Source organism: Stenotrophomonas sp. YJH_SMC_122 (assembly GCF_059369535.1).
Map to the genome: position 1 here is coordinate 52114 of NZ_JCAFST010000014.1, position 23993 is coordinate 76106.

Below are 23993 nucleotides of genomic sequence, written 5' to 3' on the forward strand. Positions count from 1 at the left end.
ACGCCTCACAGCTGCCAGGAGCCGATGTCTGCGTTCCCGGCGTCGCCACCGGGCTTGCTGTCCGCACCCAGCGAGAACACATCGATGTCGCCATGAGTGCCTGGAACCTGGTACTGGTAGGGATGGCCCCACGGGTCATTCGGCAGGCGATCCAGATACGGCGTCACCGGCAACGCACCGCTGCCCTGCGGCGGCTTCACCAGTGCCTGCAGCCCCTGTTCGGCACTGGGATAGCGCCCATTGTCCAGCTTGAACAGCTTCAGCGCCTGCATCAGCGCCGCGATGTCCTGGCGCGCCGCCACCACGCGCGCCTGGTCCGGACGGTCCATCAACCGCGGCACGATCAGCGCGGCAAGGATGCCGATGATCACCACCACCACCATGATCTCGATCAGGCTGAAGCCCTGCTGCCGAGCCCTGCAACCACCTGCCTGCCTTGCCATCGTTCCGCCCTCGTCATCCTGGAAGAGACCGCTGCACCATGGTCAGCGGCGCATGTGTCAGTACGATAAACATCCGCCTGCGATTCGCTGCGCGGTTGCCTGTGCGGGCGCACGTGCAGCCGGCACGCGTGCCGCCTCGAGCAGGTGCGGCGGCACGCTGGCCAGTGTTTGGTCGATGCACTCGCGCAGCAACGGATGCACGCACGCCTGCAGCAGGCGCACGCACTGCGTCGACGACCACGCGGTGCCGTGGTCGAGGCCAATGAACATCCGGTAGGCCTGGTGGTAGCGCAGGTCGTCGTACACGCGCTGCGCAGTGTTGAGATCACGCACGATCACCAGCAGGGCCGCACGTTGCAGCAGTCGCGCATCGGCTGTGCCAAGCGGCAGCGCGCCCATGGCCGCGTCGGGCCAGGGCCACAGCCGCAGGTCGAGGGCCTTTCGAAGTGCCGCCAGTGGATGCGCACTGCTGTCCAGTGCCGCCCAGCGCGCCGCATCCGCCCAGGCGTCACTGGACAGCACCCAGACCCACGAGCGCCCATAGCGCTGTACGTTCAGGGGCGTGTGCCGCGCCTGCTCCAGCGACTGGCTCAGGTGGCGATCCAGCTCCAGCATGCTGATCCTGCGACTGTCTTCCATCTGCGCCGCCCGTGCTCCGCGACGCGTGGTGCGTCGTACTCTGGAGAAGACGTCAGCAAGGCAGGTGAAGCGACACCGCGAATGCAACTCTGTGCACGCGGTGGCGCTTCATCGGCAACGTCATCGCAGCGTCATCCGCCTGCAGGCTTCGCGCTGCAGCCGCGGTGCGTCCCCCCCACAACGGCGGGCCAGTACCGCCACGTCGCTGCGGGCAGCGAATGCGACCAGTGCATCGGTCATGTCCACGTCATCGCACCATGACGCCAGCGCAACGCGCAGTGCGGGCAGCTGCCAGCCGTCCATCACCCCATGGGCGCCCGCCACGAACCAGTGCCAGAGCCGATGATGCAGTACCTGCTCATGCAGCTGCGTGAGATCGTCGATGCCATGCATGCCCGCCAACAGCAGTGCGCGTGCGAGCGCCGCAGGCGGCAGCGCCCCGGATTCGACCAAGGGCATCTCCTGCTGCTGCAGCCGCAGCAGCATCGCCAATGGGTGTGACTGCGGATTGAAGTCCAGCAGCACCGCCTGCTGCTGCCACTGCGCGTCAGACACCACGCACACCCAGGGCGAACCATAGCGATGCACCATCAGGGGCCTTCGCTGGGTGGTTTCCAGCAATGCAGACAGATTGCGGCGCAGATCGAGCACACCGATGGTCTCGTTGCGCATCCTTGGATTCTCCTTGCTTGCAACAGCCCGGCGCGGCGCGCACGGCCAGCGCCTTCATCTATCCAAGGACGGCGATGCCACCCGGAAAGCGACGCAGATCCAGCGACATCGTCAGTCGCAGCTGCTCCAGCGCCGCGTCCGGATCATCGATGCGGAAGCGGCCGCTGACCGGCGCGCGCGCCAATGCCGATTGACCCAGCAGTACCCTGCCCCGCCGGTAGCGGTTGATCTCGTCCACCACCTCGTGCAGCGGTGCGCGGCGGAAGACCAGCATGCCTTCGGTCCAAGCACTCACTTCCGAAGCTACGGCCTCGGCCACCACGCCACTGAGGCGCTCGTCGAACCGGGTCTGCTGGCCGGCCTGCAGCTGCAGGCGGCCCTGCGGATGCTCGATGCGGGCGCTACCCTGCAGGCAGGTCACGCGTACCTGGCCGTGGGTGTTGCGTACGTCCAGGCGCACCGCACCTTCATCGGCAATCACGCAACCCGGGCCCGCGAACAGTGCCAGGCGCAGGCCAGCGCCGGTTTCGATCGCGGCCTGGCCCTGCACCAGCTCGAAGCCTTCGCCTTGCGCGTGCGCGCGGCGGCGCAGGCTGCTCTGCGTATCCAGTTCGATCTTGAGCTGCGGCAAGGGCGCGATCTGTAGTCGTTCACCGGTGCTCGTGTGGAAATCGGCCGTCATCGCCGTCACCGAGGGCCACAATCCCAGCGGCGGGCGGAGCGCCGCCACCACCACAAGACTGGCTGGCGCCGCCACCGCAGCGCCCAGGAAGGCGCGCCGGCTCCAGCGCTGGGCCGGCGTCGGCGCGACCGGTTGGCGCGCGGCGGCGGGCAGTTGCTCGCCGGCCAGCCGCACCTGCTCCCACTGCCGGCGCGCACGGCCAAACGCTTCACGATGACGCGGGTCGGACTCGCACCATGCACGGAACCTGCGCCCGTCGGCGGCGGTCGCCTCGCCCGAGGTCAGCCGCACCACCCACGCGTGGGCCTGACGCTCGACGGCATCCAGCGGGCGTTGCGGGCGGTCGTCAGGATCCATGGGGGCTCATGCCGGACCCGCACGCTGCGGGGTTCTGCTCGGCGTCAAAGTGTAGACGGATGCCGTCGCTCAGAACCGCACCTGGCGCCCCTGCCCGCTGCGTTCGGCCAGGTAGTCCTGGGCTGCCTTCAGCTCCCGCTGCACCAACCGCAGCGACACACCGAGGTGGTCGGCCACGTCGCGCTGCTGCAGGCCATCGACGCGGATTGCCAGCAGGATGCGGCGACGGCGCTCGGGCATGCGCTGCAGCAACCCGACCATGTCTTCCAGCGCGAAGTCCAGCTCGGCCGCCTGCGCCGGCCCCGGCCCCGGGTCGGCCATGTCCATCAGCGTATCCACCTCCTCCAGGCTCAGCAGGCGGTGGTCTGCCCGTTGGCGGTCGATCACGGTGTTCATCGCCATGCGCAGCAGGTAGGCCGCAGGGTTCTGCACGGCGTCCAGGCGGTCACGGCGCGCACTCAGGCGCATCCACGTGTCCTGCAGCGCGTCGCCGGCCAGCTCTTCCGATCCGAGCTTGCGCACCAACCGGCGCTTCAGCTCGTCGTAGGCACCCAGAAGGTGGTCCATCAGGTCAACCGCCCCGGCCGTACCGTTGCTCATGTCCGAATCCTTGAAGTCATGGAAGGGGCGCGCGCCGGCCGCAGTCGTGGTCGGTGCCGGAAGGACGGATCTGCAGCGTCACCGGCTGTGGCAGCGCGGCGGCCTCGGTCGCCAGCACCAGGCCGTGCATCGCCTGCAGCAGGCGTGCGTCGCGGCGATCACTGCCACTGCCGGACAGCAGCTCGGGCTCGCTCACCTGGCCCGCGCCGTCGATGCGGAAGCGCAGCGTTGCGGCATAGCGGCCGGGCGCGATCTCCGGGTCGTCACAGAACGCCGCACGCAGCCGCTGCTGCAGCCCGCCGTAGCGACGCCGGCGTTCGGCCTCGGGCAGCCCCGCGCCAACACCGGGTTCCGCAGGCGAGGGCATGCCCCGGCGCAGCACCACGCGCTGCTCGCCGATCACCTCGGCCTCGATCCCGGTGTCCTGCAGCAGCGATTCCAGCGCCGCCAGCGGTGCCAGGCTCCCGCGCAGCGCATGGCTGCTGCGGCCCGAAGCAAGGTCGCCGGGGTACATCACCGACCACCCACTGATGACGCTGAAGCGCTCGACCGCCTGTTCCAGCGGCTGCGCAGGGATGTCGTAGGCATGAACCGCGTCCTGTGCGGCAGCGGCAAAGGACAGCAGCAGCCATGCGGCGATGGCCACCTTCCAAGTTCTGACCGCATGGTGTCCATTCAGCCCCCTGACGTAGAACACATGACCCTCGGCAGCGACAGCAGCTGCAGTGGACGCGCACCATGACCGGAACCCCGGCCCGCGCGCGACCCGCAAGCGGGCTCAAACCGTACCGGGGGCACATGTCATTGCGATGACCGCCGCCACGGCTGACGCCGGGTCATGACCTGCGAAGCCAGTCACGCGTCAGGAATCAATGAATCGAACAGACCACGCTATCTACGCGCAGGGGTCAGAGCCCGTTGCGAAGCAACGGGATCCGACCCCATGCCGACCCAAACGTGTCGACCAAGGTCGACACCTACCAAGAGCAACTCATGCCGTTCCGGCAGATCGTGGAAATCTGTCGAAGGCGGGGTGGGTCCGGTTGCGGGGGTGTCCGCGGCATGGATACCGCGGCCAAGCCCCCATGGGTGAGGGCGCTTCGCTTGCGAAGCATTGCTTCGCAAGCGCTCGAACGCACAGCCGCCAGCGGCTGGGCCGGACTGGGGGTTTACGGCGTCCCCTGCAACCGGGCCCACCCCGCCATCCCACGGAATGCACGCTGTTGCTTCGGCTGTTGCTTCGGCTGTTGCTCCCGAGGTTGCCGGCCAGCGGCCGGCACTACCTGGGGGTACCGGGTACAACCCGGCCGCAAACCCCATCCGTCAAAGCGGCAGCTGAGTCGTCTGCTTGATCCGCTGCATCGGAATCTCGGTCTTGGTGTTCTGCACTCCGGCGATCCGGTTCAGGTGCTGCATCTGGAACTGCCGGTAGGCATCAAGGTCGGCCACCGCCACCCGCAGCAGGAAATCGCAGTCACCGGCCATCAGATGGCATTCAAGCACTTCCGGGAAAGACTTGATGCTGTTGATGAAGTGGTTGGTGGTGTCCTCGTCCTGCCCGCGCAGCCACACCCGCACAAACACCGTGAAGCCCCGCCCCACCTTGGCCTCGTTCAACAAAGCCACGTAGCGGTCGATGTAGCCGCCCTCCTCCAGCAGCCGCACCCGGCGCAGGCACGCCGACGGCGACAGCCCGACCAGACGGGCCAGCTCCAGATTCTGCAGTCGACCGTCGCGCTGCAGGGCGTCGAGGATGCGGCGATCCAGGTTGTCGAGCTGGTACTGCATGAAATTTCGCCTTGGTCGACTCTGGCCGCATGGAATATCAATCATCGCGAATCCAGTGGCATCAACGCAACCCGATTTCGCGATCGGCCCGCTAGCATGGGCCACCCCCATCTCGTTGTGCCGTTCCATGGACGCCCGTACCACCCTCCCCCTGCCCGACGCCTGCGACACCGCCCCGCGTGCCGAATTCCTGCGCGGCCTGCGTGCCGCCGTGCCGGTGATGATCGGCTTCATTCCGTTCGCCCTGGTGCTCGGCGCGCAGGCGGCCCAGAAGGGCCTGAGCGCACTGGAAGTGCCGCTGATGACCGGCCTCAACTTCGCTGGCGGCTCGGAGTTCGCCGCCGTCGAACTGTGGACCTCGCCACCGCACATCGCACTGATCGTGGCCATCACCGCGCTGGTCAACAGCCGCCACCTGCTGATGGGCGCCAGCCTGGCCCCACTGCTGCAGCACCTGCCGCGCCGTCGTGTGCTGCCGGCGCTGTTCTTCATGTGCGACGAGAGCTGGGCGCTGGGCGTGGCCGATGCGCGTCGGCGCGCGCTTGGCTTCAGCCTGGCCTACTACCTGGGCGTCTCGGCCGGCCTGTACACGGTCTGGGTGGCCTGCACCGCACTCGGCGCGATCATCGGGCCGCTGCTGGGCGACATCCACGCCTATGGCTTCGACATGGCCTTCCCTGCCGTATTCCTGGTACTGCTGCGCGGCATGTGGCAGGGCATGAAGGCGGCACGGCCGTGGCTGGTCAGCCTGGTGGTGGCCGCCGCCACTTATCTCCTGATCCCGGGCGCGTGGTACGTGGCCAGCGGCGCCCTGGCCGGCCTGGCCGCTGCCTGGCTGCTGGCGGAGGACGCGGCATGATCTTCAACGGCCTGATCCACTGGACCTCGGTGTTGACCATCGTGCTGATGGCCGCCGCCACCTACCTGACCCGCATCGTCGGCTTCCTCGCGCTGCGTAACCGCACGCTGAGCAAACGCGCAGTGACGGTAATGGAAGCCGCGCCGGGCTGCGTGCTGATCTCGGTGATCGCCCCGGACTTCGTCGCCGACAAGCCGGCCGACCTGGCCGCGCTGGCGATCACCCTGCTGGCCGCCACGCGGCTGTCGATGCTGCCGACCGTGCTGATCGGCGTGGTCTCGGCGGGTGTGTTGCGCTATCTGATGGGGTAGCTACCGGTACGCCGGGCAACGCCCGGCGCACCGTAGTAGCGCCGCAGAGCAATCAGGCGCTGCTGCTTGCCGCCAGCAGGCACAGGCTGCGCGGCGGCAGCGTCCAGGCGCCTTCCTCATCCGGCTCCAACGGCGTTTCGTCGGTCTGCAGGAGTACGCGCCGGAACGACAGGGCGTCGTCTGACACACAGAACCGCTGCGGCTGCTCCCCGGCGTTCAACAGCAGGGCCAGGCTGACATGCCGCCCGGGCTCGCGCAGGCCGCTGTCGGGGCTGCGGCCGTCCAGCACGATCAGCAGCGCACGCAGCCCTGCGTCATGCCAGTCCGCTTCCTCCATGCTGCGGCCGTCAGGATGCCGCCAGTCGATATCGCGCAGGCCCAGCGCTTCATCGTATTCGCCGCGCAGGAACCGGTTCCTGCGCAGCAGGCCATAGCGTCGGCGCAGCGACAGCGCCCGGCGTACGAACGCCACCTGCGCCTGGGCTGCCGGCTGCGCAGCACGCTCCCAGTCGATCCAGCTCAGCGGGTTGTCCTGGCAGTAGGCGTTGTTGTTGCCCTGCTGCGAATGGCCGAACTCATCGCCGGCCAGCAGCATCGGCGTGCCCTGCGCGAGCAGCAGCGTGGCCAGCAGGTTGCGCATCTGCCGCGCACGTACGGAGAGGATCGCCGGATCATCGGTCTCACCCTCCACGCCATGGTTGCTGGAGAGGTTGTGCGAATGGCCATCACGGTTGTCTTCGCCGTTGGCTTCGTTGTGGCGGTCGTTGTAGCTCACCAGATCATGCAGCGTGAACCCATCGTGTGCCGTCACCAGATTGATGCTGGCCGACGGCCGCCGGCCGTGGTGCTCGAACAGGTCGGCGGAGCCGGTGAAGCGCGTGGCGAACTCCGCCAGCTGGCCGCCATCGCCGCGCCACAGCGCGCGCACCGTATCTCGGAAACGGTCATTCCATTCGGCCCAGCCCGGCGGGAACTGGCCCAGCTGGTAGCCGCCCGGGCCGATGTCCCACGGCTCGGCGATCAGCTTCACCTGGCTCAGGATCGGGTCCTGGCGCACTGCGTCGAGGAAGCTGCCCGAGGCGTCGAACCCATGCCGTTCACGGCCGAGAATGGTCGCCAGGTCGAAGCGGAAGCCGTCCACCCGCATCTCGGTCACCCAGTAGCGCAGCGAGTCCATCACCATGCGCAGTGCACCGGCATTGGTCAGGTCGAACGTGTTTCCGGTGCCGGTATCGTTGATGTAGTAGCGGCGATCATCGGCCAGGCGGTAGTAGCTGGCGTTGTCGATGCCCTTGAAGGACAGCGTAGGGCCCAGCTCATTGCCTTCGGCGGTGTGGTTGTAGACCACATCCAGGATCACTTCGATGCCAGCATTGTGCAGCCGCGCGACCATCTGCTTGAATTCGGCCACGGTGCCCAGCGACAGGTAACGCGGCTGCGGCGCGAAGAAGCCGATGGTGTTGTACCCCCAGTAGTTGCGCAGCCCGCGCTCGAGCAGCTGCTGGTCATCGACGTAGGCGTGCACCGGCAGCAGTTCGATGGCGGTCACGCCCAGATGGCTGAGGTGGTCGACCACTGCGTCATGGCGCAGGGCAGACAAGGTGCCACGCTCGGCCTGCGGAACATCGGGGTGTTGCATGGTCAGCCCGCGCACGTGCGCTTCGTAGATCACGGTACGGTCCCAGGGCGTGGCAGGTGCTCGCTCGGCACCCCAGCTGAAGGCCGGATCGATCACGGCACAGCGCGGCATGTAGCTGGCGCTGTCGCGGCGGTCGAAGCTCAGGTCGCCATCGCGGTGGCCCAAGGTGTAGCCGAACAGGTGGGGGGCCCACTTCAGTTCGCCCACAATCTGCTTGGCGTAGGGGTCCAGCAGCAGCTTGTTGGGATTGAAGCGATGGCCTTCCTCCGGCGCATAGGGGCCATGCACCCGGTAGCCATAGCGCTGGCCCGGCCGCACGTCCGGCAGGTACCCATGCCAGATCTCGTTGGTGTACTCGGGCAGCGCGATGCGTTCCACTTCGCGGTTGCGTGCATCGAACAGACAGAGTTCAACCCGGGTGGCATGCCGCGAGTACAGCGCGAAGTTCACACCCAACCCGTCCCAGGTCGCTCCCAGCGGGAAGGGCCGGCCTTCGCGCACGCGCGAGGTCTGCGTCCACTTACGGCTCGCCATCGGTGCCCTCCTCCCCGCGCGCGGCGGCAATCTCGGCCTCCACCAGCCGCTCGGCCATGTGCCAGTGCCGTTGCTGCTGATCATCCGGGCGCCCTTCTGCCTCCCAGATCTGGTGGGCCAGTGCCTCAATCCGCTGCCGTCGTTCCCTGCTGTCCATCCCTACCTGCCTCCTCGTTGATCCATATCGCCAACGGGCTGCCAGCCAGAAGCCTGGCCACGTCCGTGGTTGCGTTGAAATGTTCGATACGCCCGTCAAGGACGTTGCGCATGGGGCCTGTCGGCACCCCACGCAGCGTCACATCGCTGCCGACGTCGCGCGGCGCATGCAGGCTTGGGCCAGGCACGGCGGTGGGCGAACCACGCCGCACGACCACCAGCAGCATCTGCGCCTGATGCCTGCGCGTGAACGCCAGCCACGGTGAGCGCGCAGGCGCGGACAGCGGCTGCAGCGCGCCGTGCAGGAACAGCTGCGGGTGCCGGCGGCGGCAATCCAGTAATCGCCGGAGTAGAAATGCCTTGATCCCACCGTCCCGCCAGTCCTCCAGCAGCGCGGGCCACGCGCGCGCATCACGCAGCCACGCCTGCCGCGCTGGATAATCCACGGCGCGCCGGTTGTCCGGGTCCACCAGGCTCAGGTCCCAGCCTTCACCGCCTTGGTAAAGATCGGGCACGCCGGGAAGGCAGTGCTGCAGGCACAGCTGTGCCAAACCGTTGCAGGCGCCCGCCGGCGCGATGCGCGCCACGAAGGTCGCCAGCGCCTCCCGCACCGGCTGCAACGACGCTCCATCCAGCAGCGCGTGCAGCCACTGCGCGGCGCCTTCCTCCACGGCCACGTTGGGATCGGACCAGCTGCTGACCCGCTTGCCCTCGCGCAACGCCTTGGTCAGCCATTGCACCATCCTCGATGCGAAGCCTGCGCCGGGGGTACCGTGCATCGGCCACGCGGCGACGAGCGCCTGCCATAGCGCATAGGCCTCGGCACCCGGCAATGGCATTGGCGCGCCGGCGCGGGTCGCCATCCGGCTCCAGCGCCGCACCGCGTCCCGCCACTCGACCGTGCAGGTACTGAGAACGGCCAGCCGTGCCCGGCTGTCGGCCCCGCGCTTGTGATCGTGGGTCGCCAGTGCAAGCAGCGCCCTGGGATGGCGCCGCAGGCGCCCGGCTGCATGTTCCAGCAGCTCGCGCCCCTCCATGCCCAGCCGCTGCGGATCACTGCCGACTTCGTTGCGCGACAGCAGCCTGAAATAGCGATAGAACCCGGTATCTTCCACCGACTTGGCATTCAGCGGCGCGGCCAGCTGCCCGAACCGTACGCGCAGCTCGGTTTCAGCCGGCGCCTGGCCGGGAAGTGCCTGCAGCAGCAGATCCAGCGCGGCGCGTGCCGCACCGTCCAGCGCCTCGCGCGCAGCAGCTGCAGCGTCCACCAGCGCCTTTCGTTCACCCGCCCCCTGCAGCGAATAGGGCCGGTAGGTGCGGTAATGCCGCAGCAATGAAGCCAATGCGCGTGCCAGCGCAGCCACTCCGATATCGGCCTCGGCCAGCCGGGGCTGCAGGACCTGCTGCGCACTGCGCAGCAGCCGCTGGAAGTCTGCGTGAAGGCCCTGGCGCAACATCATGCCGCGAGCGTCCTGCTGAATCCGGTCAAAGCTGCGCGAGTCACCGCCCAGCGCCTGCCACGTGCGCGAGAGCGCGGGTGCAGCCGCCGGATCGTGCAACCAGGCACCGGTCTGGTCCATGAAGTCATAGCCGGTGGTGCCGTCGCAGGCCCAGCTGTCGGGCAGCTGCTCGCCCTCGGCCAGTATCTTCTCCACATGCAGGCTCACCGCCTGCGGATCACGACCGCCGGCCGCACAGGCTGCGTCGAGCGATTCACGAAGGCGCCGCAGGTAGGCGCCCGGGGAGGACAGGCCATCCACATGGTCGATACGCAGGCCGTCCACCCATCCCTCGCGTACCAACCGCAGCGGCAGCGCATGCACCGCCTCGAACACGTCGTCGCGCTCCACCCGCAGCGCGGCCAGTTCGTTGATATCGAAAAAGCGCCGGTAGTTCACCTGATCGCCCGCCGTGCGCCACCAGGCCAGCCGGTAGTGCTGCCGCTGCAGCAGCGTATGCAGCCGTTCAACGCTGCGGTTGCAGCGCTCGGCCCACGCCGGCCACTGCGCGGGGTCCAGTGGATGGCTGCGCGGCGACAAGGGCAACGCCAGACCATGGTGGCGCAGCACGGGACGCGCGTTGTCCACCACCACGCGCACTACGCCATCGCGCACCGCGTCGTGCAACGGCCGGTCCAGTGCAGGCAGCCAGAGCCGGCCCTCGCAGCCCGGCGCCTCCCAGTCGATGTCAAACCATTCTGCGTGCGGGCTTCGACGCCCGTGCATCAGCACATCGTTCCACCATTGGCTGTGCGGGGACGCCGCCAGATGGTTGGGTACGATGTCGAGGATCAGGCCCATGCCGTGCGCGCGCGTCGCTGTGGCCAGTTGCCGGAAGGCTTCTTCGCCGCCCAGTTCCGGATTGATGCGGGCCGGGTCGATGCCATCGTAGCCATGCGTGGACCCGGGCAGCGCAGCGGCGATCGGCGACAGGTAAAGATGGCTGACGCCCAGCGCGGCGTAGTACGGCAGCTGCATCGCGGCGGCCTCGAGGGCGAAGCCTGCATGCAATTGCAGGCGTACGGTGGCACGCAATGGAGTCATCGCCGCTCCCTCCGCCGCGTGGCGCTGAACCTGGCAATACGCGCGTCAACCGCGTCCTGTTCCCATGCCAGCGGTAGCCGCCGGCGCCAGTTCGGATGGCCGTTGACGGTGCCCGGCAGGTTCACCTGCGCGCGGCTCCCCAGCGCATCTTCCAGCGGGAGCAACGCCAACCGCGAAGGCGCGTGCGCAACCAGCGACAGCGCACGCGCTTCCAGCGTCGCGCCCTCGCCTCGGGCAACTGCGGACAGTCCCTGCACCTCACTGGCGCGCGCGTGCAACGCCGCTGCAAGCCCGGTCAGCTCACCCAGGCGGGCACGCCAGCGCAGGTCGCGCCCGTGCAGCCAGCCGGACAGCGGTGGCAGATCATGGGTGGAGGGCATGGCCACCGCGTCGCGGCGCCACCGTGGCGCCGGCAGGAAGTGCTCACCATTGCGGGCGAACGGCAGCACCTCGATGCCCAGGATGCCGCGGGCTGCCAGCCGCTGGCGAATGCCCGGCGGCACCACGCCCAGGTCTTCACCGATCAGCACGCAGCGATGCCGCCACGATTCCAGAACCAGCAGGTTGATCAGATCATCGAACGGATAGCGCAGGTACACGCCCTGCCCGGCGCCTGAGCCACAGGGAAGCACCCACAGCCGCTGCAGGCCGAGGATATGGTCGATGCGCAGCCCACCACGGCCGGCCATCACGGCGCGCAGCACACGAATGAACGGCTCAAAGCCCTCGCGCTGCAGCGCGGAGGGTGACCAGCTGGTGATACCCCAGGCCTGGCCCAGCGGATTGAACGCATCCGGCGGCGCGCCCAGCTCAAGGCCCTGCAGCAGATGGTCGCCGCCGGTCCGGGCCTCGACGCCCTGCGGCGCGCAACCCACCGCCAGATCTGCGATCAGCCCGATCGACGCGCCGTCGTCGCGCAATCCCGCCTGCACCTGCGCCCAGCCCTGCCGCGCCAACCACTGCGCAAACGCATGGTCGTCAGCGCTTCCAGTGAACCGGTCGGCGGCGTGCTGGCAATAGCGCAGCAGGGATTCGCCCTGCGCATCGCACCACGTCTGCATCTGTTCGTACTGAGCCGGCGCCTGCTGCCGCAGCCACTGGCGCACCTGGCGCAGCCAGCGCCACTTCAACGCCGCCGAGTGCGGCCAGTCGATGCGGCGCGCGGCAGTGGCTGCTGCAACGGCCGTCGCCAGTGCTTCGTCTTCAGCCAGCACGGCGTCGGCTGCTTCCGGCAGTACCTGCGGCAGGGAGGTCTGCAGCGGATCGAGCCAGCGCCGGTCGCTGGGCGAATAGGGGCTGTAGCCTGGCCCTGGTGGCAAGCCGGCATGCAGCGGGCTCAACGCCACTGCATCGCCGCCGTGACGGTGCAGCAGTTCGCTCCATCGCGCACAGCCGGCGCTGTCACCGATGCCGGCGTCGTCGCGAGCGCGCAGGCTGTAGACCTGCGCCGACAGGCCCCAGCCGCGCAGCAAGCCCAGCGGCCACCAGGCACGCTGTGGTGCCACCGCAATCGCCTGTTGCCGTCCGCCCTGGCGCCACCGCCAGTAGCCGGGCTGGTCCGGCACGCGCCAGCGCCCTTGCGCATCGGGGTGTGCCGGCAGCACTGCGCCCTGCTCATCCACCCAGCACGCTGCGCCTGCCGCCTGGGGCATCGCCAGCAGCTGTCCACAGCAGGCCGTGCGCAGGCCACCGTGCTCGGGCGCTGCATCGCCCTGCAGCGCCTCCAGCACCGCGCGCAGCACGTCCGGTGCGACCTCGCGCTCGACACCGGCCACGTCGGTCCAGCGGACCAGCAGGCCCGCGCGCCGTGCCGCCTCCAGAACCGCCGCATCGGTACTCATGCGGCGACCCAACAGGCAAACACGCCGCCGCCTGCGGGCAGCAACGTGGCAGCGTCCGGCCCTACAACGTGCTCCCCGGCCGGCATCGCATGCACCACCGGCGACGGGCCGACATTGACCGCGATCCACCACTGGCCCGACGGCAGCTGCCAGCCCGCCTGCACCGCGCCTTCGCCCAGCACGCGCGCACCCAACGACCGCGCCTGCAGCAACCCGGGCTGCAGATAGCGCCTGCGCAGTGCCAGAAACCCGCTCGTGCAGCGCAGCCAGTGCTGCGACCAGGGATCATCGCCGGGCGGCGACGTGTAGGACGCCTGCAGGGTGGCCGGGTCGTTCGGGTCGGGAATACGCGCGCGCGAGGCGGCGTCGGCAAAGGCGCTGAAACCAGCGAACTCGCGGCGACGCCCTTCGCGCACCGCCTCGTCCAGCGGCGGCGCGTAGTCGGTGAAGAACAGGAACGGCGATTGCGCCTGCCACGGTTCGCCAATGAACAGCAGCGGGATCATCGGCGTCAGCAGGGTCAACGCCAGCGCCGCACGCAGCCGCGCCGGATCCACCAGCATCGACAAGCGCTCGCCGAAAGCACGGTTGCCTACCTGATCGTGGTTCTGCGCGAATGCCACAAAACGCGCGGGAGACAGGTCGGCGCTGGGTTCGCCGCGGGGATCGCCGCGCAGGTCCGGTTCGCCCTGCCAGGCGAATCCCTCGGCCAGGCAGCGCGCCAGCAGCGCTTCGGCGCGACCGGCATAGGCCGCGTAATAGCCTTCCTGCTCGCCGGTCAGCATCACGTGCAGCGCGTTGTGGAAGTCGTCATTCCATTGCCCCTGGTAGGCGCCGCGCAACCATCGCGCCTGGTTGCGTTCGTTCTCCAGCACCAGGTGCGCGTGCGGCACCATCGCGTGTACCTCCTCGGCCAGCTGCTGCAGGAAGCGCTCATCATCGATGGCATGCACCGCATCCAGGCGCAGCCCATCGAAGCCGTAGTCGCGCAACCACATCAGCGCGTTGTCGATGAAGAAGCGCCGCACCCAGGGCTGGCGGAAGTTGATGGCCTCGCCCCAGGGTGTACTGCGGTCATCACGGAAGAACCCCCGCGCGTACTGGCGCAGATGGTTACCCTGCGGTCCGAAGTGGTTGTAGACCACGTCCAGCAACACGGAAAGCCCAGCGGCATGTGCCGCCTCGACGAAGGCATTCAGCGCTGCCGGCCCGCCGTAAGCATGGGCCGGCGCATACGGGAACACGCCGTCGTAGCCCCAGTTGCGCTGGCCGGGAAACTGCGCGACCGGCATCAGCTCAATGGCGGTGATGCCAATCGCGGCCAGCATCGGCAGCTGCGCGGTCAGCGCCGCGAAGCCGCCGCCGGCCTCGATGTGTACTTCATAGATCACCAGGTCCTGCCAGGCATGCCCGCGCCACGTGGGTTGCACCATGTCCTTGTCCAGCACCACCGCGCTGTCGCCGTCGATGCCATCCGGCTGCCAGCGCGAGGCCGGGTCGGGCACGTCCAGGCCGGAAGGAAGGCGAAAACGGTAGCGGTCGCCATGCGATGCCGGTGTTCGCAGCCAGTGGCAGCCGTCCGGGTCGCGTTGCATGGGCCGCTGCGTGCCGTTCAGGCACAGCGCCATCGTCCTTGCGTCCGGTGCCCACACGCGGAACTCCACCCCGTCACCGGCCACAGGCCATGCGCCCAGGCGCGGCGTCACTCCCGTCATGCATCAACCTGCAGGTACAGCGTGGACAGCGGCGGCAGCGTGAGCCGCAGCGACTGGGCGTGGCCATGCATCGGCCGGGGCTCGGTAAGCGCCGCTCCGAGGTTGCCGCTATTGCCGCCACCGTAGTACGCGCTGTCGGTGTTGAGTCGTTCGGTCCAACGCCCCGGGTGCGGCACGCCGACCCGGTACGCCTCGCGCCGCACCGGGGTGAAGTTGCTCACTACCAGCAGGGTGCGGCCGCTGCCGACAGGATCCCGTCGGATGAACGCGTAAACGCTGTTGCGGCTGTCGTCGGCCACGCTCCAATCGAAACCGCGTTCGTCGCGCTCGTCGCGATGCAACGCGGGTTCGGCGCGGAGCACACCGTTGAGGTCTCGCACCAGGCGCGACAGGCCCTGGCCCTCACTGCTGGCCGCCTGTGCCCAGTCCAGTGCCGCATCGTGCGACCACTCGTGGCCCTGGCCGAACTCGCCGCCCATGAACAGCAGTTTGCTCCCGGGGTGCGCCCACATGAAGCCGAAGTACGCGCGAAGCTGGGCCAGCCGCTGCGCCGGCTCGCCCGCCATCTTGGCCAGCAGCGCTCCCTTGCCATGCACCACCTCGTCATGCGACAGCGGCAGCACGAACCGTTCGGAGAAGGCGTAGACCAGGCCGAAGCTGATCTCGCTGTGGTGATGCTGGCGATGGACTGGATCGCGACCCAGGTACTGCAGGGTGTCGTGCATCCAGCCCATGTTCCATTTATGGGTGAAGCCAAGCCCGCCCGCTTCCACCGGCGCGGTCACGCCCGGCCACGCGGTGGATTCCTCGGCGATCACCAGCACGTCCGGGAAGCGCTCGCGCAGCGTCTGGTTCATCCGCCGCAGGAACGCGACCGCCTGCAGATTCTCGCGCCCGCCCTGCTCGTTGGGTATCCACTCCCCCTCGGCCCGGCTGTAATCCCGGTACAGCATCGACGCCACGGCGTCCACGCGCAGACCGTCGATATGGAAGCGCTCCACCCACTCCAAGGCACTGCCGATCAGGTAGGCGGCCACCTCATTGCGGCCATAGTTGTAGATCAGCGTATCCCAGTCGGCGTGCACCCCTTCGCGCGGATCCGCATGCTCGTACAGCGCAGTCCCATCGAACCCGGCCAGGCCATGCGCATCGTTCGGGAAGTGCGCGCTCACCCAGTCCACGATCACCCCCACGCCGGCCTGGTGGCAGCGGTCCACGAAGCGCGCGAAGGCCTGCGGCGTGCCATGGCGCGCCGTCGGCGCGTAGATGCCCAGCGGCTGATAGCCCCAGGAACCGCCAAAGGGATGCTCGCTGACCGGCAGCAGCTCGATGTGGGTAAAGCCGAGTCCGGCCACGTACGGAATCAACCGGTCGGCCAGGGCATCCCAGTCCAGCGGCGCACCCTCGTCGCTGCGCTGCCAGGAGCCCGCATGTACTTCGTAGATGGACAGCGGTGCGCAGGTTCCGGCCTGGCGTCGGGCCGCCAACCATGCGTCATCGTGCCACTGCGTCGGCGCCGCCGAAGGCACCCGCGAAGCGGTGGCCGGTGGCAGCTCGGCCCAGCGCGCCATCGGATCGAACTTGTCGGGCATCACCCGGCCGTCGGCGCCGACGATGCGGAATTTGTAGCGGGCACCGGCCTGCACCCCCGGCAGGAACAGTTCCCACACGCCGGCGGTGTGACGCAGCCGCATCGGATGGCGTCGGCCATCCCATCCATTGAAATCGCCAACCACCGCGACCCGCTGGGCATTGGGTGCCCACACCGCGAAGCGCACGCCCGCGATGCCCTGCACCTGCATCGGCACCGCCCCCAGCTGCCGCGCCGCATCGGCATCACCGGAATGGAACCGATGCAGCAGTGCTTCGTCCAACAGTGGACCGAAGGCATAGGCATCGTGCACCTGCTCCACGCCCTGCTCGAAATGCAGGGCAAGCAGCGGTATCGCCGCGTCGCCGGCCACGCCCTCGAACAGGCCGGGCAACGGGCCGGGAGACAGGTCCCAGCGCCGCCCATCGTCTGCAATCACCTCGACGCGCTGCGCATGCGGCACCAGCACGCGCAGCTGGCGTCCGCCTTCTGGCTGGCGATGCGGGCCCAGCCAGGCGAATGCATCGGCCGGGCGCGCGTGGACGAGGTCCTCCAGGGCCGGCGCGATGCGCTGATCCAATCCCGTCTCCGTGATCGCTTCATCCTCCAGGGCGACCAGATGCAGGCTGTCGTGGCTCATGCAGCCACCTGGCAGGTCTGCTGGTACAGGGCCAGATAGGCGCGTCCGGCCGCATCCCAGCCACCCGGCCGCAGCATGGCCGCGCGGCGCATGGCCTGCAGCAGGCCCGGCAGGCGGAAGGTGCGCATCGCCCGTTCCACGCAGCGGCGCAGTCCATCAGCGTTGGCGCCATGGAACAGGAATCCGGTCACGCCATCCTCGACGGTATCCACCAGCCCGCCGGTCGCGTGCGCGATGGGCAGGCAGCCGAAGCGCTGTGCGTACATCTGGCTCAGCCCGCAGGGTTCGAAGCGTGAAGGCATCAGCAGGAAATCGGCGCCGGCAAACATCTGGCGGGCCAGCGCTTCCTCGAACCCGATGAAGGCGCCCACCCGCCCCGGGTAGCGGCGGGCCAGCGCCTGCACCTGGGCTTCCACCTGCGGCTCGCCACCGCCGATGATGACCAGCTGGCCGCCGGCCGCCACGATCTGGGGCGCCACGTCGCAGGTGATGTCCAGGCCCTTCTGGTGCACCAGCCGCGAGACCACCGCGAACAGCGGGCCGGTCGACGGCGCCAGGCCGAACGCCTTGCGCACCGCATGCGCGTTGGTGGCGCGCCCGGTCCACTCACCAATGCCGAAGTGGGCCTTGAGATGGATATCGCGGCGCGGATCCCAGCTGGCATCGATACCGTTGACGATGCCACTGAGGTGCCCGCCGGCCGCCCTCCGTGCCAACAGGTCATGCAACCCGCAGCCGTCATCCGGGGCGGTGATCTGCTGCGCGTAGCGCAGGCTGACCGTGTTCAGCCGCGTGGCATTGGTGATGCCGCCCTGCAGGAACGACATCTGACCGTGGAAGTGCAGCTCATCCAGGTGTTCGGCCGGCACGCCCAGCACAGGTGCCAGCGCGTATGGAAACAGCCCCTGGTAAGCCAGGTTGTGGATCGTCAGCAGGGTCGGCACGGCGGTCCGGTCCCAACGTACGTAGGCCGCAGCCATGGCCACCGGCCAGTCATTCAGGTGCAGCAGCTGCGGCGACCAGTCCAGCCCGGCACGCCCTGCCGCGATCTCCGCAGCCGCATGCGAAAGCGTCGCGAAGCGAACCGCGTTGTCCTTCCACTCCTGGCCCTGCCCATCGACGTATGGCGAACCTTCGCGCTCGTACAGCTCTGGCGAGAGCAGCACGTAGATCGGAAGGCCGTCTGCCTGCACTGCCATGCCGATCCCGCACGCAGGCAGGCCCGCCCTCGCGCTGACCTGTCCCACCCGCTGCAGCTGTGGCAGGCGCTGCAGTACCTCCGGGTAGCCGGGCAGCAGCACACGCGAATCACAGGCACCGCGCACCGCACGCGGCAGCGCCGCGGCCACATCGCCCAGGCCACCAGCCTTGACGAAGTCCGCCATCTCGGTGGCAACGAACAAAACGCGCTGCACCAGTTCCGGCAGATCCAACGGTTGCGAATGGCCGCGGCGGGTGCCGATCGGCACGGGCGTGACGGGAGAGATCGCAACGGGTGAAGCGGACTGGGCGGCGCGGGCCATGGGATGATCTCAAATGCTTCAGGCAGACAGACGCCAGCGGCGCCCGGACGGGCGCTGATGCTGGGAAGGAAGTCGACGCAGGACGTGGGGGACGCCAGCGAGAGGCTCAGGACGACAATAGCCCTCCATGCGATCAATCAACCGTGAAGCCATGGCGATTTCTTTGTGACAAGGCGTCATGAGCTCAGTACACATGACATGCGCCCGGCTCCTGCCTGTGTGTCTCCCGTAGAGCCGAGCCCGCGCTCGGCTGCTGGCAATCCCGTTTGCCCCGTGAGCCGGGCATGGGCTCGGCTCTACAGAGATTGTCCCTGCGACACCCGGTCGCAGCCCGCCGAACCACCCGCTTGACCAATGTCAAACCGCCCGCCGCCACGCGGGCGTATTCCTATGCAGGCCCCGAACACACCGGCGCTGCCGGCCTCTACAAGGACCCTCCGATGAGCTACTCCCCCGACAACGCCCAGCTCGTGAATGCGCTGCAGAACGTCATGGTGATCTCCACCACCGACCTGCAGGGCAACATCACCTACGCCAATGACCTGTTCTGCACGCTCACCGGCTTCGCCCGCGAAGAGCTGATCGGCCAGCCGCACAGCATCGTGCGCCATCCAGACGTACCCAAGGCCGTCTACAAGGACATGTGGGACACCATCAAGGCCGGCAAGACCTGGACCGGGATCGTGCCCAACCTCGGCAAGGGCGGCGTGCTCTACGTGGTCGATACCACCGTGCAGCCGCTGTTCGACACCGACGGCAACATCACCTCGTACATCAGCATCCGCCGCGTGGTGAACGACCTGATGCAGAACTACGACCTGGTCGAGTTCAGCAAGGAGAAGTTCGACGACTTCTACGAGGCCGCGTGAACGCTCTCCCGACCAGTACGCCCCTCAGCCGCCTGCTGGTGGGTTTTGCGTCCGAGTCGGGCAACGCCCGCGCCCTGGCCCAGCGCCTGGGCGCGGGCCTGCAGCCGCACGGGCCGCAGGTGCTCCCGTTCAACGACATCGACGTGGCCAGTCTCGGCCACGGCGATGTGCTGCTGGCGATTTCCAGCTCGTTCGGCGATGGCGAACCGCCGGCCAATGGCGAGCGGTTCTTCGAAACCCTGCGCCAGACCCCGACGCTGAGCGGCCTGCGCTATGCGGTGTTCGGCCTCGGTGATACCGGCTATCCCAGCTTCTGCGGCTTCACCAAGGCGCTGGATGCCGCGCTGAGCGAGCGCCAGGCGCAGCCGCTGCTGCACCGCGTGGATGCCGACCTGGGCTACGAGCTGTTCTTCCAGCAATGGCAGCCGGTGCTGGGCCAGGTGCTGGGTGGCGACCTCAGCGCTGGCCAGGACCTGCACCTGCAGGTCACCGCCTATGGCGAAGACAATGCCTTTGCCGCCCGCATTCTCGAACGCCGCCGCTTGAACAGCAGCGACCCGGCCGCCTGGCACCTGCAACTGGACATTGCCGGCAGTGGCATGGCCTACCGCGCGGGTGACACCCTGCACGTGGTGCCGGAGAACGATCCTGCCCTGCTGCAGGCATTGGCCACCTGGTACGGCGACACCGCCGCCGTGGCCGCCCTGCATGACCGCGAGCTGCGCCTGCTGAGCAAGGGCGTGCTGCGCGAACTGGCCAGGCTCAGCGGCAGCGAGGGATTGAAGGGCCTGTTGAAGGTCAGCCAGAAGCGCGAGCTGGACGCCTACCTGCATGGCCTGGACCTGCTGGACGTGCTGCAGGACCACGCCACGCCGGACGGCGTGCCGCTGGCCCGGCTGCGCGAGCTGCTGTCACCGCGGCTGCCGCGCGCCTATTCCATCGCCTCGCATCCGTGCGACGACCAGCTGAGCCTGTGCGTGCGCGAAGTGCACTACACCCTGCGCGGCCGCGAGCGCTTCGGCACTGCCACCGGCAGCCTGCTGCATGGCGGCGATCATGCACGCGTGTACTGCCGCTCCAACCCTGGCTTCCACCTGCCCGATACCGGCCAGGCACCGCTGCTGCTGGTCGGCACCGGTACCGGCATTGCACCGTTGATGGGCCTGATGCAGGAACTGCAGGCCAGCGGCTGGGCACGCGAGGTGCACCTGGTGTTTGGCGAGAAGCACAGCAAGCACGACTACCTGTACCGCGACCAGCTGCAGGACTGGCATACCCGGGGCGTTCTGGCTGGCCTGCATACCGCGTTCTCGCGCGATGGCGTCGAAAAGGTCTATGTGCAGCATGTGCTGCAGCAGCGTGCCGCCGAAGTGCGCGACGTATTGGCCCGGGGCGGGCATCTGTACCTGTGCGGCAACAAGCGCCACCTGGAAGGCGCGGTGCGCGAGGCCGTCGATGCCATCGGTGGCGAAGGGCGCTGGGACGCGCTGCGCGGTGAAGGCCGCACCCACTGCGAGTTGTACTGATCCATGACCAACGGACCGCACGGACCTTGAACCGGTAGAGCCGGCCTCTGTAGCCAACCATTGCCTGTGCATCACGGTAGAGCCGGCCGCTGGCCGGCTGCTCAGGATTCCGTGGTTGCCGGCCAGCGGCCGGCACTACCATCAGATGTGACCAACCATCGCCGGTGCGTCCATCACGGGTCAATTGCCGACGATGCGGCCGTCCACCATGCGCGCCACCTGCTGGCCGAACATGGCCACGTCCTGCGGATCATGGCTGATCAACAACAATGGGATGCCGGTCTTGTCCAGCACCGTTTCCAACTCCTGCCGCAGGTGCTGGCGCAGGTCATGATCCAGTGCGGAGAACGGTTCATCCAGCAGCAGCGCCTGCGGTTGCGTCACCAGCGCCCGCGCCAGTGCGGTGCGCTGGCGCTGCCCGCCGGAAATCTGCGAGGGCAGCAGATCGCCCACCGTGTCGATGCGGAAGGCGTGCAGCCACTGCTCCACCGCGTCGAAACGCTGGCCGATCCGAGGATTCAACCATCCCTTCTGCAGCCCGAACGCCACGTTCTGGCGCACGCTCAGGTGCGGGAACAGCGCATAGTCCTGGAACACATACCCCAGCCGACGGTGCTGCGGCGGCACGTCCACGCCAGTGGCCGCATCGAACACGGCCTGGCCTTGCAGGCGTACATGCCCCTGCCCTGGCCGCAGCAACCCGGCCACCGCCTTCAGGGTCAGGCTCTTGCCCGCTCCCGACGGCCCGGCCAGCACCACCTGCCGTTGCGTGCACTGCAGCGCGACGTCCAGCACGAATGCCTGGCCTGCGGCCTGCAGGCGGCGCTGCACGCGCAGGTCAAGCCACATCGCGCAGCTCCCGCCGACGCCCGCCTATCAGCCGCGCGGCCAGCAACAGGATCACGATGCACACCACCGAGGTCAGGATCACCAGCGCATTGGCCTTGCCGTCCTGGCCGGCCTGCACCGCCTCGTAGATGGCGATCGACAACGTCTGCGTCCGGCCCGGAATGCTGCCGGCCACCATCAGCGTCGCGCCGAATTCGCCCATCGCGCGTGCGAACGCCAGCAGCAGGCCGGCAAGAATGCCGCGCCACGCCAGCGGCAGCGTGATGCGGAAAAACACCGCCACTTCGGACACACCCAGCGTGCGTGCGGCCTGCTCCAACTGCCTGTCCACTTCCTCGAACGCCGCGCGTGCCGGCTTGAACACCAGCGGCAGCGAGGCCACCGCCGCGGCGATCACCGCGGCCTGCCAGGTGAACACCAGGTTGATGCCGAACCACGACTGCAGCCACGCGCCGATCGGGCCGTTGCGACCGATCAGCACCAGCAGGTAATAACCCAGCACCGTCGGTGGCAGCACCATCGGCAGGGTCAGCAGCGAATCCAGCAGCTCACGGCCAGGAAAGCGCCGACGCGCCAGCAGCGCGCCCAGTGCCACGCCCAGCAGCAGATTGATGGCGGTGGCCCAACCGGCCACCCTCAGCGACAACCCCAGTGCGCTCCAGTCCAGATCCATGCCTCAGGGCTTGCCGAATCCGTGTTTGGCCAGAATCGCCTGGCCCTGCGCCGAACGCACGAAGGCGGTGAAGCGCCTGGCTTCGGCCGGCTGCACGCTGGCCTTGGTCACCGCCAGCGGATAGGCGATGCGCCCGGAGACCGGCACCGCGAAAGCACGGCGTACCCGGTTCGGCATCGCCTGCGCATCAGTGGCATAGACGAAGCCGGCATCCACTTCACCACGCGCCACGTAGTCCAGCGACTGGCGCACGTTCTGCGTGGTGATGATCCTGCCTTGCACCGACGGCCACAGGCCGGCCGCTTCAAGCGCGCCCTTGGCATAGCGTCCGACCGGCACGCTGTCCGGGTTGCCCAGCGCGATGCGCTGCACGCCGGTGCCGGCCAGATCCTTCAGCGCGCGCGGCGGCGCCTTGGCCTGCGGCGGCACCACCACCCACAGCGCATTCACTGCGAACACCGCGCGGGTGCCGGCCGCCAGCAGGTTCTGCTGCTGGGCCTGGTCCATCGTGGTCTCGTCGGCCGACGCAAACACATCCACCGGTGCACCGCGGCTGATCTGCTGCAGCAACACGCCAGAGGCGGCGAAGTTGAAATCGACCTTGGTTCCCGGGTGTGCCTTCTCATAGGCCGCACCCAGTTCGCGGAAGCTCTCGGTCAGGCTCGAAGCCGCCGACACCGTCAGGTCGGCCGCCCAGGCCGGCACCATGGCCAGCAGTCCCAGCACCAACAGTCCAGCTCGCTTCATCGTCGGCTCCCGGCCAGGTTCAGTTCGGATCGGATTCGTCGGCCACCGCCAGCGCTGCCAGGCGCTCGGGCTGCAGCAACAGGATCTCGCGCTGCTTCACCGCGATGATCCCATCATCGCTCAGGCGGCGCAGCACGCGGCTGGCGGTTTCCGGCGCCATCCGCAGGTAATTGGCGATCTCGGTACGCGCCATCGTCAGGTTGAAGCGCGTGGCGGAAAAGCCGCGCCGCGCGTAGCGCTCGGACATGTCCAGCAGGAACGCGGCCATGCGTTCTTCGGTACGGTGGTTGGCGGCCAGGGTCGCGACCTTGCCGATCTCCGCGCTGAGCAGGCTGAACAGCTTGGCCTGCAGCCCCGGCATGCGGGTGGCCAACAGGCTGAGCTTGGGGAACGAGATGCGGCACAGGTGCACGGTGTCCAGCGCCACCGCATTGCAGGGAAAGCGTGAACCGTGGATCGCGTTGAGGCCGATCACTTCACCCGGCAGGCTGAAGCCCAGCACCTGCTCGTTGCCCTGGCTGTCATCGACGAAGGTCTTGACCATGCCCGCGCGCACCGCAGCAATCGAATCGAACGATTCGCCGGCGCGGAAAATGTAGTCACCCGCATGGAACGGACCGACATGGTCGACCAGCACGTGCAGATCGCCCAGTGCGGTCTTGTCGTAACCCTGCGACATGCATGCGTCGGAGAACGCACAGGTGCTGCAGAAGTGCAGTGCGTCGCCATCATCGGCGGCGGCGGGGTTGGGTGTGGCCCGGCCGAGACGGCCCTGCGAAGGCGGGATTGAAGACAT

The 23993-nt window shown here is 68.3% G+C and carries 22 protein-coding genes; 4 read left to right on the plus strand and 18 right to left on the minus strand.

All coding sequences use genetic code 11. The features are described from left to right. Positions 1–5 precede the first annotated feature (5 nt). The 7 genes from gspG to AC5P66_RS17395 all read right to left on the minus strand — a co-directional run bounded on the left by gspG (position 6) and on the right by AC5P66_RS17395 (position 5181). On the minus strand, positions 6–443 hold the full coding sequence (gene gspG, locus AC5P66_RS17365) for a type II secretion system major pseudopilin GspG (RefSeq protein WP_049440019.1): 438 nt from the start codon (positions 441–443) through the stop codon (positions 6–8). Positions 444–500: 57 nt separating this feature from the next. Next, positions 501–1082 carry a hypothetical protein gene (locus tag AC5P66_RS17370; protein WP_049440017.1) on the minus strand — a complete coding sequence of 194 codons (582 nt, stop codon included), beginning with the start codon at positions 1080–1082 and terminating at the stop codon, positions 501–503. Between the two features lie 120 nt (positions 1083–1202). Continuing rightward, entirely contained in the window at positions 1203–1754 is a 552-nt protein-coding gene (locus tag AC5P66_RS17375; protein ID WP_049440015.1) for a hypothetical protein, read from the minus strand. Positions 1755–1812: 58 nt separating this feature from the next. Further along, a complete protein-coding gene (locus tag AC5P66_RS17380) occupies positions 1813–2793 on the minus strand; it encodes a FecR family protein (RefSeq protein ID WP_049435293.1) in 981 nt (326 codons plus the stop codon). 69 nt (positions 2794–2862) lie between these two features. Further along, positions 2863–3393, minus strand: a complete 531-nt coding sequence (locus AC5P66_RS17385) for an RNA polymerase sigma factor (protein WP_005416809.1) — start codon at positions 3391–3393, stop codon at positions 2863–2865. A gap of 16 nt (positions 3394–3409) precedes the next feature. Continuing rightward, complete coding sequence (locus AC5P66_RS17390) at positions 3410–4090, minus strand: STN domain-containing protein (protein WP_099486052.1); 681 nt, start codon at positions 4088–4090, stop codon at positions 3410–3412. A gap of 626 nt (positions 4091–4716) precedes the next feature. Then, positions 4717–5181, minus strand: a complete 465-nt coding sequence (locus tag AC5P66_RS17395; protein ID WP_005413654.1) for an Lrp/AsnC family transcriptional regulator — start codon at positions 5179–5181, stop codon at positions 4717–4719. Between the two features lie 127 nt (positions 5182–5308). On the opposite strand from AC5P66_RS17395, the gene AC5P66_RS17400 reads away from it, so the two are divergent. Both AC5P66_RS17400 and AC5P66_RS17405 read left to right on the plus strand, forming a co-directional pair. Then, on the plus strand, positions 5309–6040 hold the full coding sequence (locus tag AC5P66_RS17400) for an AzlC family ABC transporter permease (RefSeq protein WP_049413561.1): 732 nt from the start codon (positions 5309–5311) through the stop codon (positions 6038–6040). Continuing rightward, on the plus strand, positions 6037–6351 hold the full coding sequence (locus AC5P66_RS17405) for an AzlD family protein (protein ID WP_005409898.1): 315 nt from the start codon (positions 6037–6039) through the stop codon (positions 6349–6351). The genes AC5P66_RS17400 and AC5P66_RS17405 overlap by 4 nt, the downstream gene beginning before the upstream one ends. 52 nt (positions 6352–6403) lie before the next feature. Here AC5P66_RS17405 and glgX read toward each other — a convergent pair whose 3' ends face one another. Genes glgX through glgA form a run of 7 tightly spaced genes read right to left on the minus strand, consistent with a single transcriptional unit; the run spans position 6404 to position 18533 of the window. Then, entirely contained in the window at positions 6404–8524 is a 2121-nt protein-coding gene (gene glgX, locus AC5P66_RS17410; protein WP_049439021.1) for a glycogen debranching protein GlgX, read from the minus strand. Next, positions 8511–8681 (minus strand): DUF2934 domain-containing protein, encoded by a 171-nt coding sequence (locus AC5P66_RS17415; RefSeq protein ID WP_080352942.1) that lies wholly within the window; start codon positions 8679–8681, stop codon positions 8511–8513. The genes glgX and AC5P66_RS17415 overlap by 14 nt, the downstream gene beginning before the upstream one ends. Then, on the minus strand, positions 8650–11223 hold the full coding sequence (gene treY, locus AC5P66_RS17420) for a malto-oligosyltrehalose synthase (RefSeq protein ID WP_099495766.1): 2574 nt from the start codon (positions 11221–11223) through the stop codon (positions 8650–8652). The genes AC5P66_RS17415 and treY overlap by 32 nt, the downstream gene beginning before the upstream one ends. Continuing rightward, complete coding sequence (locus AC5P66_RS17425; protein ID WP_134709740.1) at positions 11220–13064, minus strand: 4-alpha-glucanotransferase; 1845 nt, start codon at positions 13062–13064, stop codon at positions 11220–11222. Before AC5P66_RS17425 ends, treY begins: the two co-directional genes overlap by 4 nt. After that, positions 13061–14779 carry a malto-oligosyltrehalose trehalohydrolase gene (gene treZ, locus AC5P66_RS17430; RefSeq protein WP_099495768.1) on the minus strand — a complete coding sequence of 573 codons (1719 nt, stop codon included), beginning with the start codon at positions 14777–14779 and terminating at the stop codon, positions 13061–13063. Before treZ ends, AC5P66_RS17425 begins: the two co-directional genes overlap by 4 nt. After that, a complete protein-coding gene (locus tag AC5P66_RS17435; protein ID WP_099495769.1) occupies positions 14776–17010 on the minus strand; it encodes a 1,4-alpha-glucan branching enzyme in 2235 nt (744 codons plus the stop codon). The genes treZ and AC5P66_RS17435 overlap by 4 nt, the downstream gene beginning before the upstream one ends. Beyond that, positions 17007–18533 (minus strand): glycogen synthase GlgA, encoded by a 1527-nt coding sequence (gene glgA, locus AC5P66_RS17440; RefSeq protein WP_262223189.1) that lies wholly within the window; start codon positions 18531–18533, stop codon positions 17007–17009. The genes AC5P66_RS17435 and glgA overlap by 4 nt, the downstream gene beginning before the upstream one ends. A gap of 440 nt (positions 18534–18973) precedes the next feature. Between glgA and AC5P66_RS17445 the strand changes: the two genes are divergently transcribed. After that, positions 18974–19402 (plus strand): PAS domain-containing protein, encoded by a 429-nt coding sequence (locus AC5P66_RS17445; RefSeq protein ID WP_049413578.1) that lies wholly within the window; start codon positions 18974–18976, stop codon positions 19400–19402. Beyond that, positions 19399–20928 carry a diflavin oxidoreductase gene (locus AC5P66_RS17450; RefSeq protein WP_263467723.1) on the plus strand — a complete coding sequence of 510 codons (1530 nt, stop codon included), beginning with the start codon at positions 19399–19401 and terminating at the stop codon, positions 20926–20928. The genes AC5P66_RS17445 and AC5P66_RS17450 overlap by 4 nt, the downstream gene beginning before the upstream one ends. 180 nt (positions 20929–21108) lie before the next feature. Here AC5P66_RS17450 and AC5P66_RS17455 read toward each other — a convergent pair whose 3' ends face one another. Genes AC5P66_RS17455 through AC5P66_RS17470 form a run of 4 tightly spaced genes read right to left on the minus strand, consistent with a single transcriptional unit; the run spans position 21109 to position 23993 of the window. Then, positions 21109–21777 (minus strand): sulfate/molybdate ABC transporter ATP-binding protein, encoded by a 669-nt coding sequence (locus tag AC5P66_RS17455; protein ID WP_099495772.1) that lies wholly within the window; start codon positions 21775–21777, stop codon positions 21109–21111. Continuing rightward, positions 21767–22450: a molybdate ABC transporter permease subunit gene (gene modB / locus AC5P66_RS17460; protein ID WP_099495773.1), complete on the minus strand. Its 684-nt coding sequence runs from the start codon at positions 22448–22450 to the stop codon at positions 21767–21769. Before modB ends, AC5P66_RS17455 begins: the two co-directional genes overlap by 11 nt. Before the next feature lie 3 nt (positions 22451–22453). Then, positions 22454–23197, minus strand: coding sequence for a molybdate ABC transporter substrate-binding protein (modA, locus tag AC5P66_RS17465; RefSeq protein ID WP_099495774.1), 744 nt, complete (start codon positions 23195–23197; stop codon positions 22454–22456). A 19-nt stretch (positions 23198–23216) separates the two neighbouring features. Beyond that, positions 23217–23993 (minus strand): helix-turn-helix domain-containing protein, encoded by a 777-nt coding sequence (locus AC5P66_RS17470; protein WP_010485317.1) that lies wholly within the window; start codon positions 23991–23993, stop codon positions 23217–23219.

Excerpts from the sequence above, each read along its gene's own strand:
- AC5P66_RS17370 (WP_049440017.1), bottom strand. The coding sequence starts at position 1,082 with ATGGAAGACAGTCGCAGGATCAGCATGCTGGAGCTGGATCGCCACCTG.
- glgX (WP_049439021.1), bottom strand. The coding sequence starts at position 8,524 with ATGGCGAGCCGTAAGTGGACGCAGACCTCGCGCGTGCGCGAAGGCCGG.
- treZ (WP_099495768.1), bottom strand. The coding sequence starts at position 14,779 with ATGACGGGAGTGACGCCGCGCCTGGGCGCATGGCCTGTGGCCGGTGAC.
- AC5P66_RS17435 (WP_099495769.1), bottom strand. The coding sequence starts at position 17,010 with ATGAGCCACGACAGCCTGCATCTGGTCGCCCTGGAGGATGAAGCGATC.
- glgA (WP_262223189.1), bottom strand. The coding sequence starts at position 18,533 with ATGGCCCGCGCCGCCCAGTCCGCTTCACCCGTTGCGATCTCTCCCGTC.
- gspG (WP_049440019.1), bottom strand. The coding sequence starts at position 443 with ATGGCAAGGCAGGCAGGTGGTTGCAGGGCTCGGCAGCAGGGCTTCAGC.
- AC5P66_RS17395 (WP_005413654.1), bottom strand. The coding sequence starts at position 5,181 with ATGCAGTACCAGCTCGACAACCTGGATCGCCGCATCCTCGACGCCCTG.
- AC5P66_RS17385 (WP_005416809.1), bottom strand. The coding sequence starts at position 3,393 with ATGAGCAACGGTACGGCCGGGGCGGTTGACCTGATGGACCACCTTCTG.
- modB (WP_099495773.1), bottom strand. The coding sequence starts at position 22,450 with ATGGATCTGGACTGGAGCGCACTGGGGTTGTCGCTGAGGGTGGCCGGT.
- AC5P66_RS17400 (WP_049413561.1), top strand. The coding sequence starts at position 5,309 with ATGGACGCCCGTACCACCCTCCCCCTGCCCGACGCCTGCGACACCGCC.
- AC5P66_RS17470 (WP_010485317.1), bottom strand. The coding sequence starts at position 23,993 with ATGTCTTCAATCCCGCCTTCGCAGGGCCGTCTCGGCCGGGCCACACCC.
- AC5P66_RS17455 (WP_099495772.1), bottom strand. The coding sequence starts at position 21,777 with ATGTGGCTTGACCTGCGCGTGCAGCGCCGCCTGCAGGCCGCAGGCCAG.
- AC5P66_RS17405 (WP_005409898.1), top strand. The coding sequence starts at position 6,037 with ATGATCTTCAACGGCCTGATCCACTGGACCTCGGTGTTGACCATCGTG.
- AC5P66_RS17445 (WP_049413578.1), top strand. The coding sequence starts at position 18,974 with ATGAGCTACTCCCCCGACAACGCCCAGCTCGTGAATGCGCTGCAGAAC.
- AC5P66_RS17380 (WP_049435293.1), bottom strand. The coding sequence starts at position 2,793 with ATGGATCCTGACGACCGCCCGCAACGCCCGCTGGATGCCGTCGAGCGT.
- AC5P66_RS17415 (WP_080352942.1), bottom strand. The coding sequence starts at position 8,681 with ATGGACAGCAGGGAACGACGGCAGCGGATTGAGGCACTGGCCCACCAG.
- AC5P66_RS17375 (WP_049440015.1), bottom strand. The coding sequence starts at position 1,754 with ATGCGCAACGAGACCATCGGTGTGCTCGATCTGCGCCGCAATCTGTCT.
- treY (WP_099495766.1), bottom strand. The coding sequence starts at position 11,223 with ATGACTCCATTGCGTGCCACCGTACGCCTGCAATTGCATGCAGGCTTC.
- AC5P66_RS17425 (WP_134709740.1), bottom strand. The coding sequence starts at position 13,064 with ATGAGTACCGATGCGGCGGTTCTGGAGGCGGCACGGCGCGCGGGCCTG.
- modA (WP_099495774.1), bottom strand. The coding sequence starts at position 23,197 with ATGAAGCGAGCTGGACTGTTGGTGCTGGGACTGCTGGCCATGGTGCCG.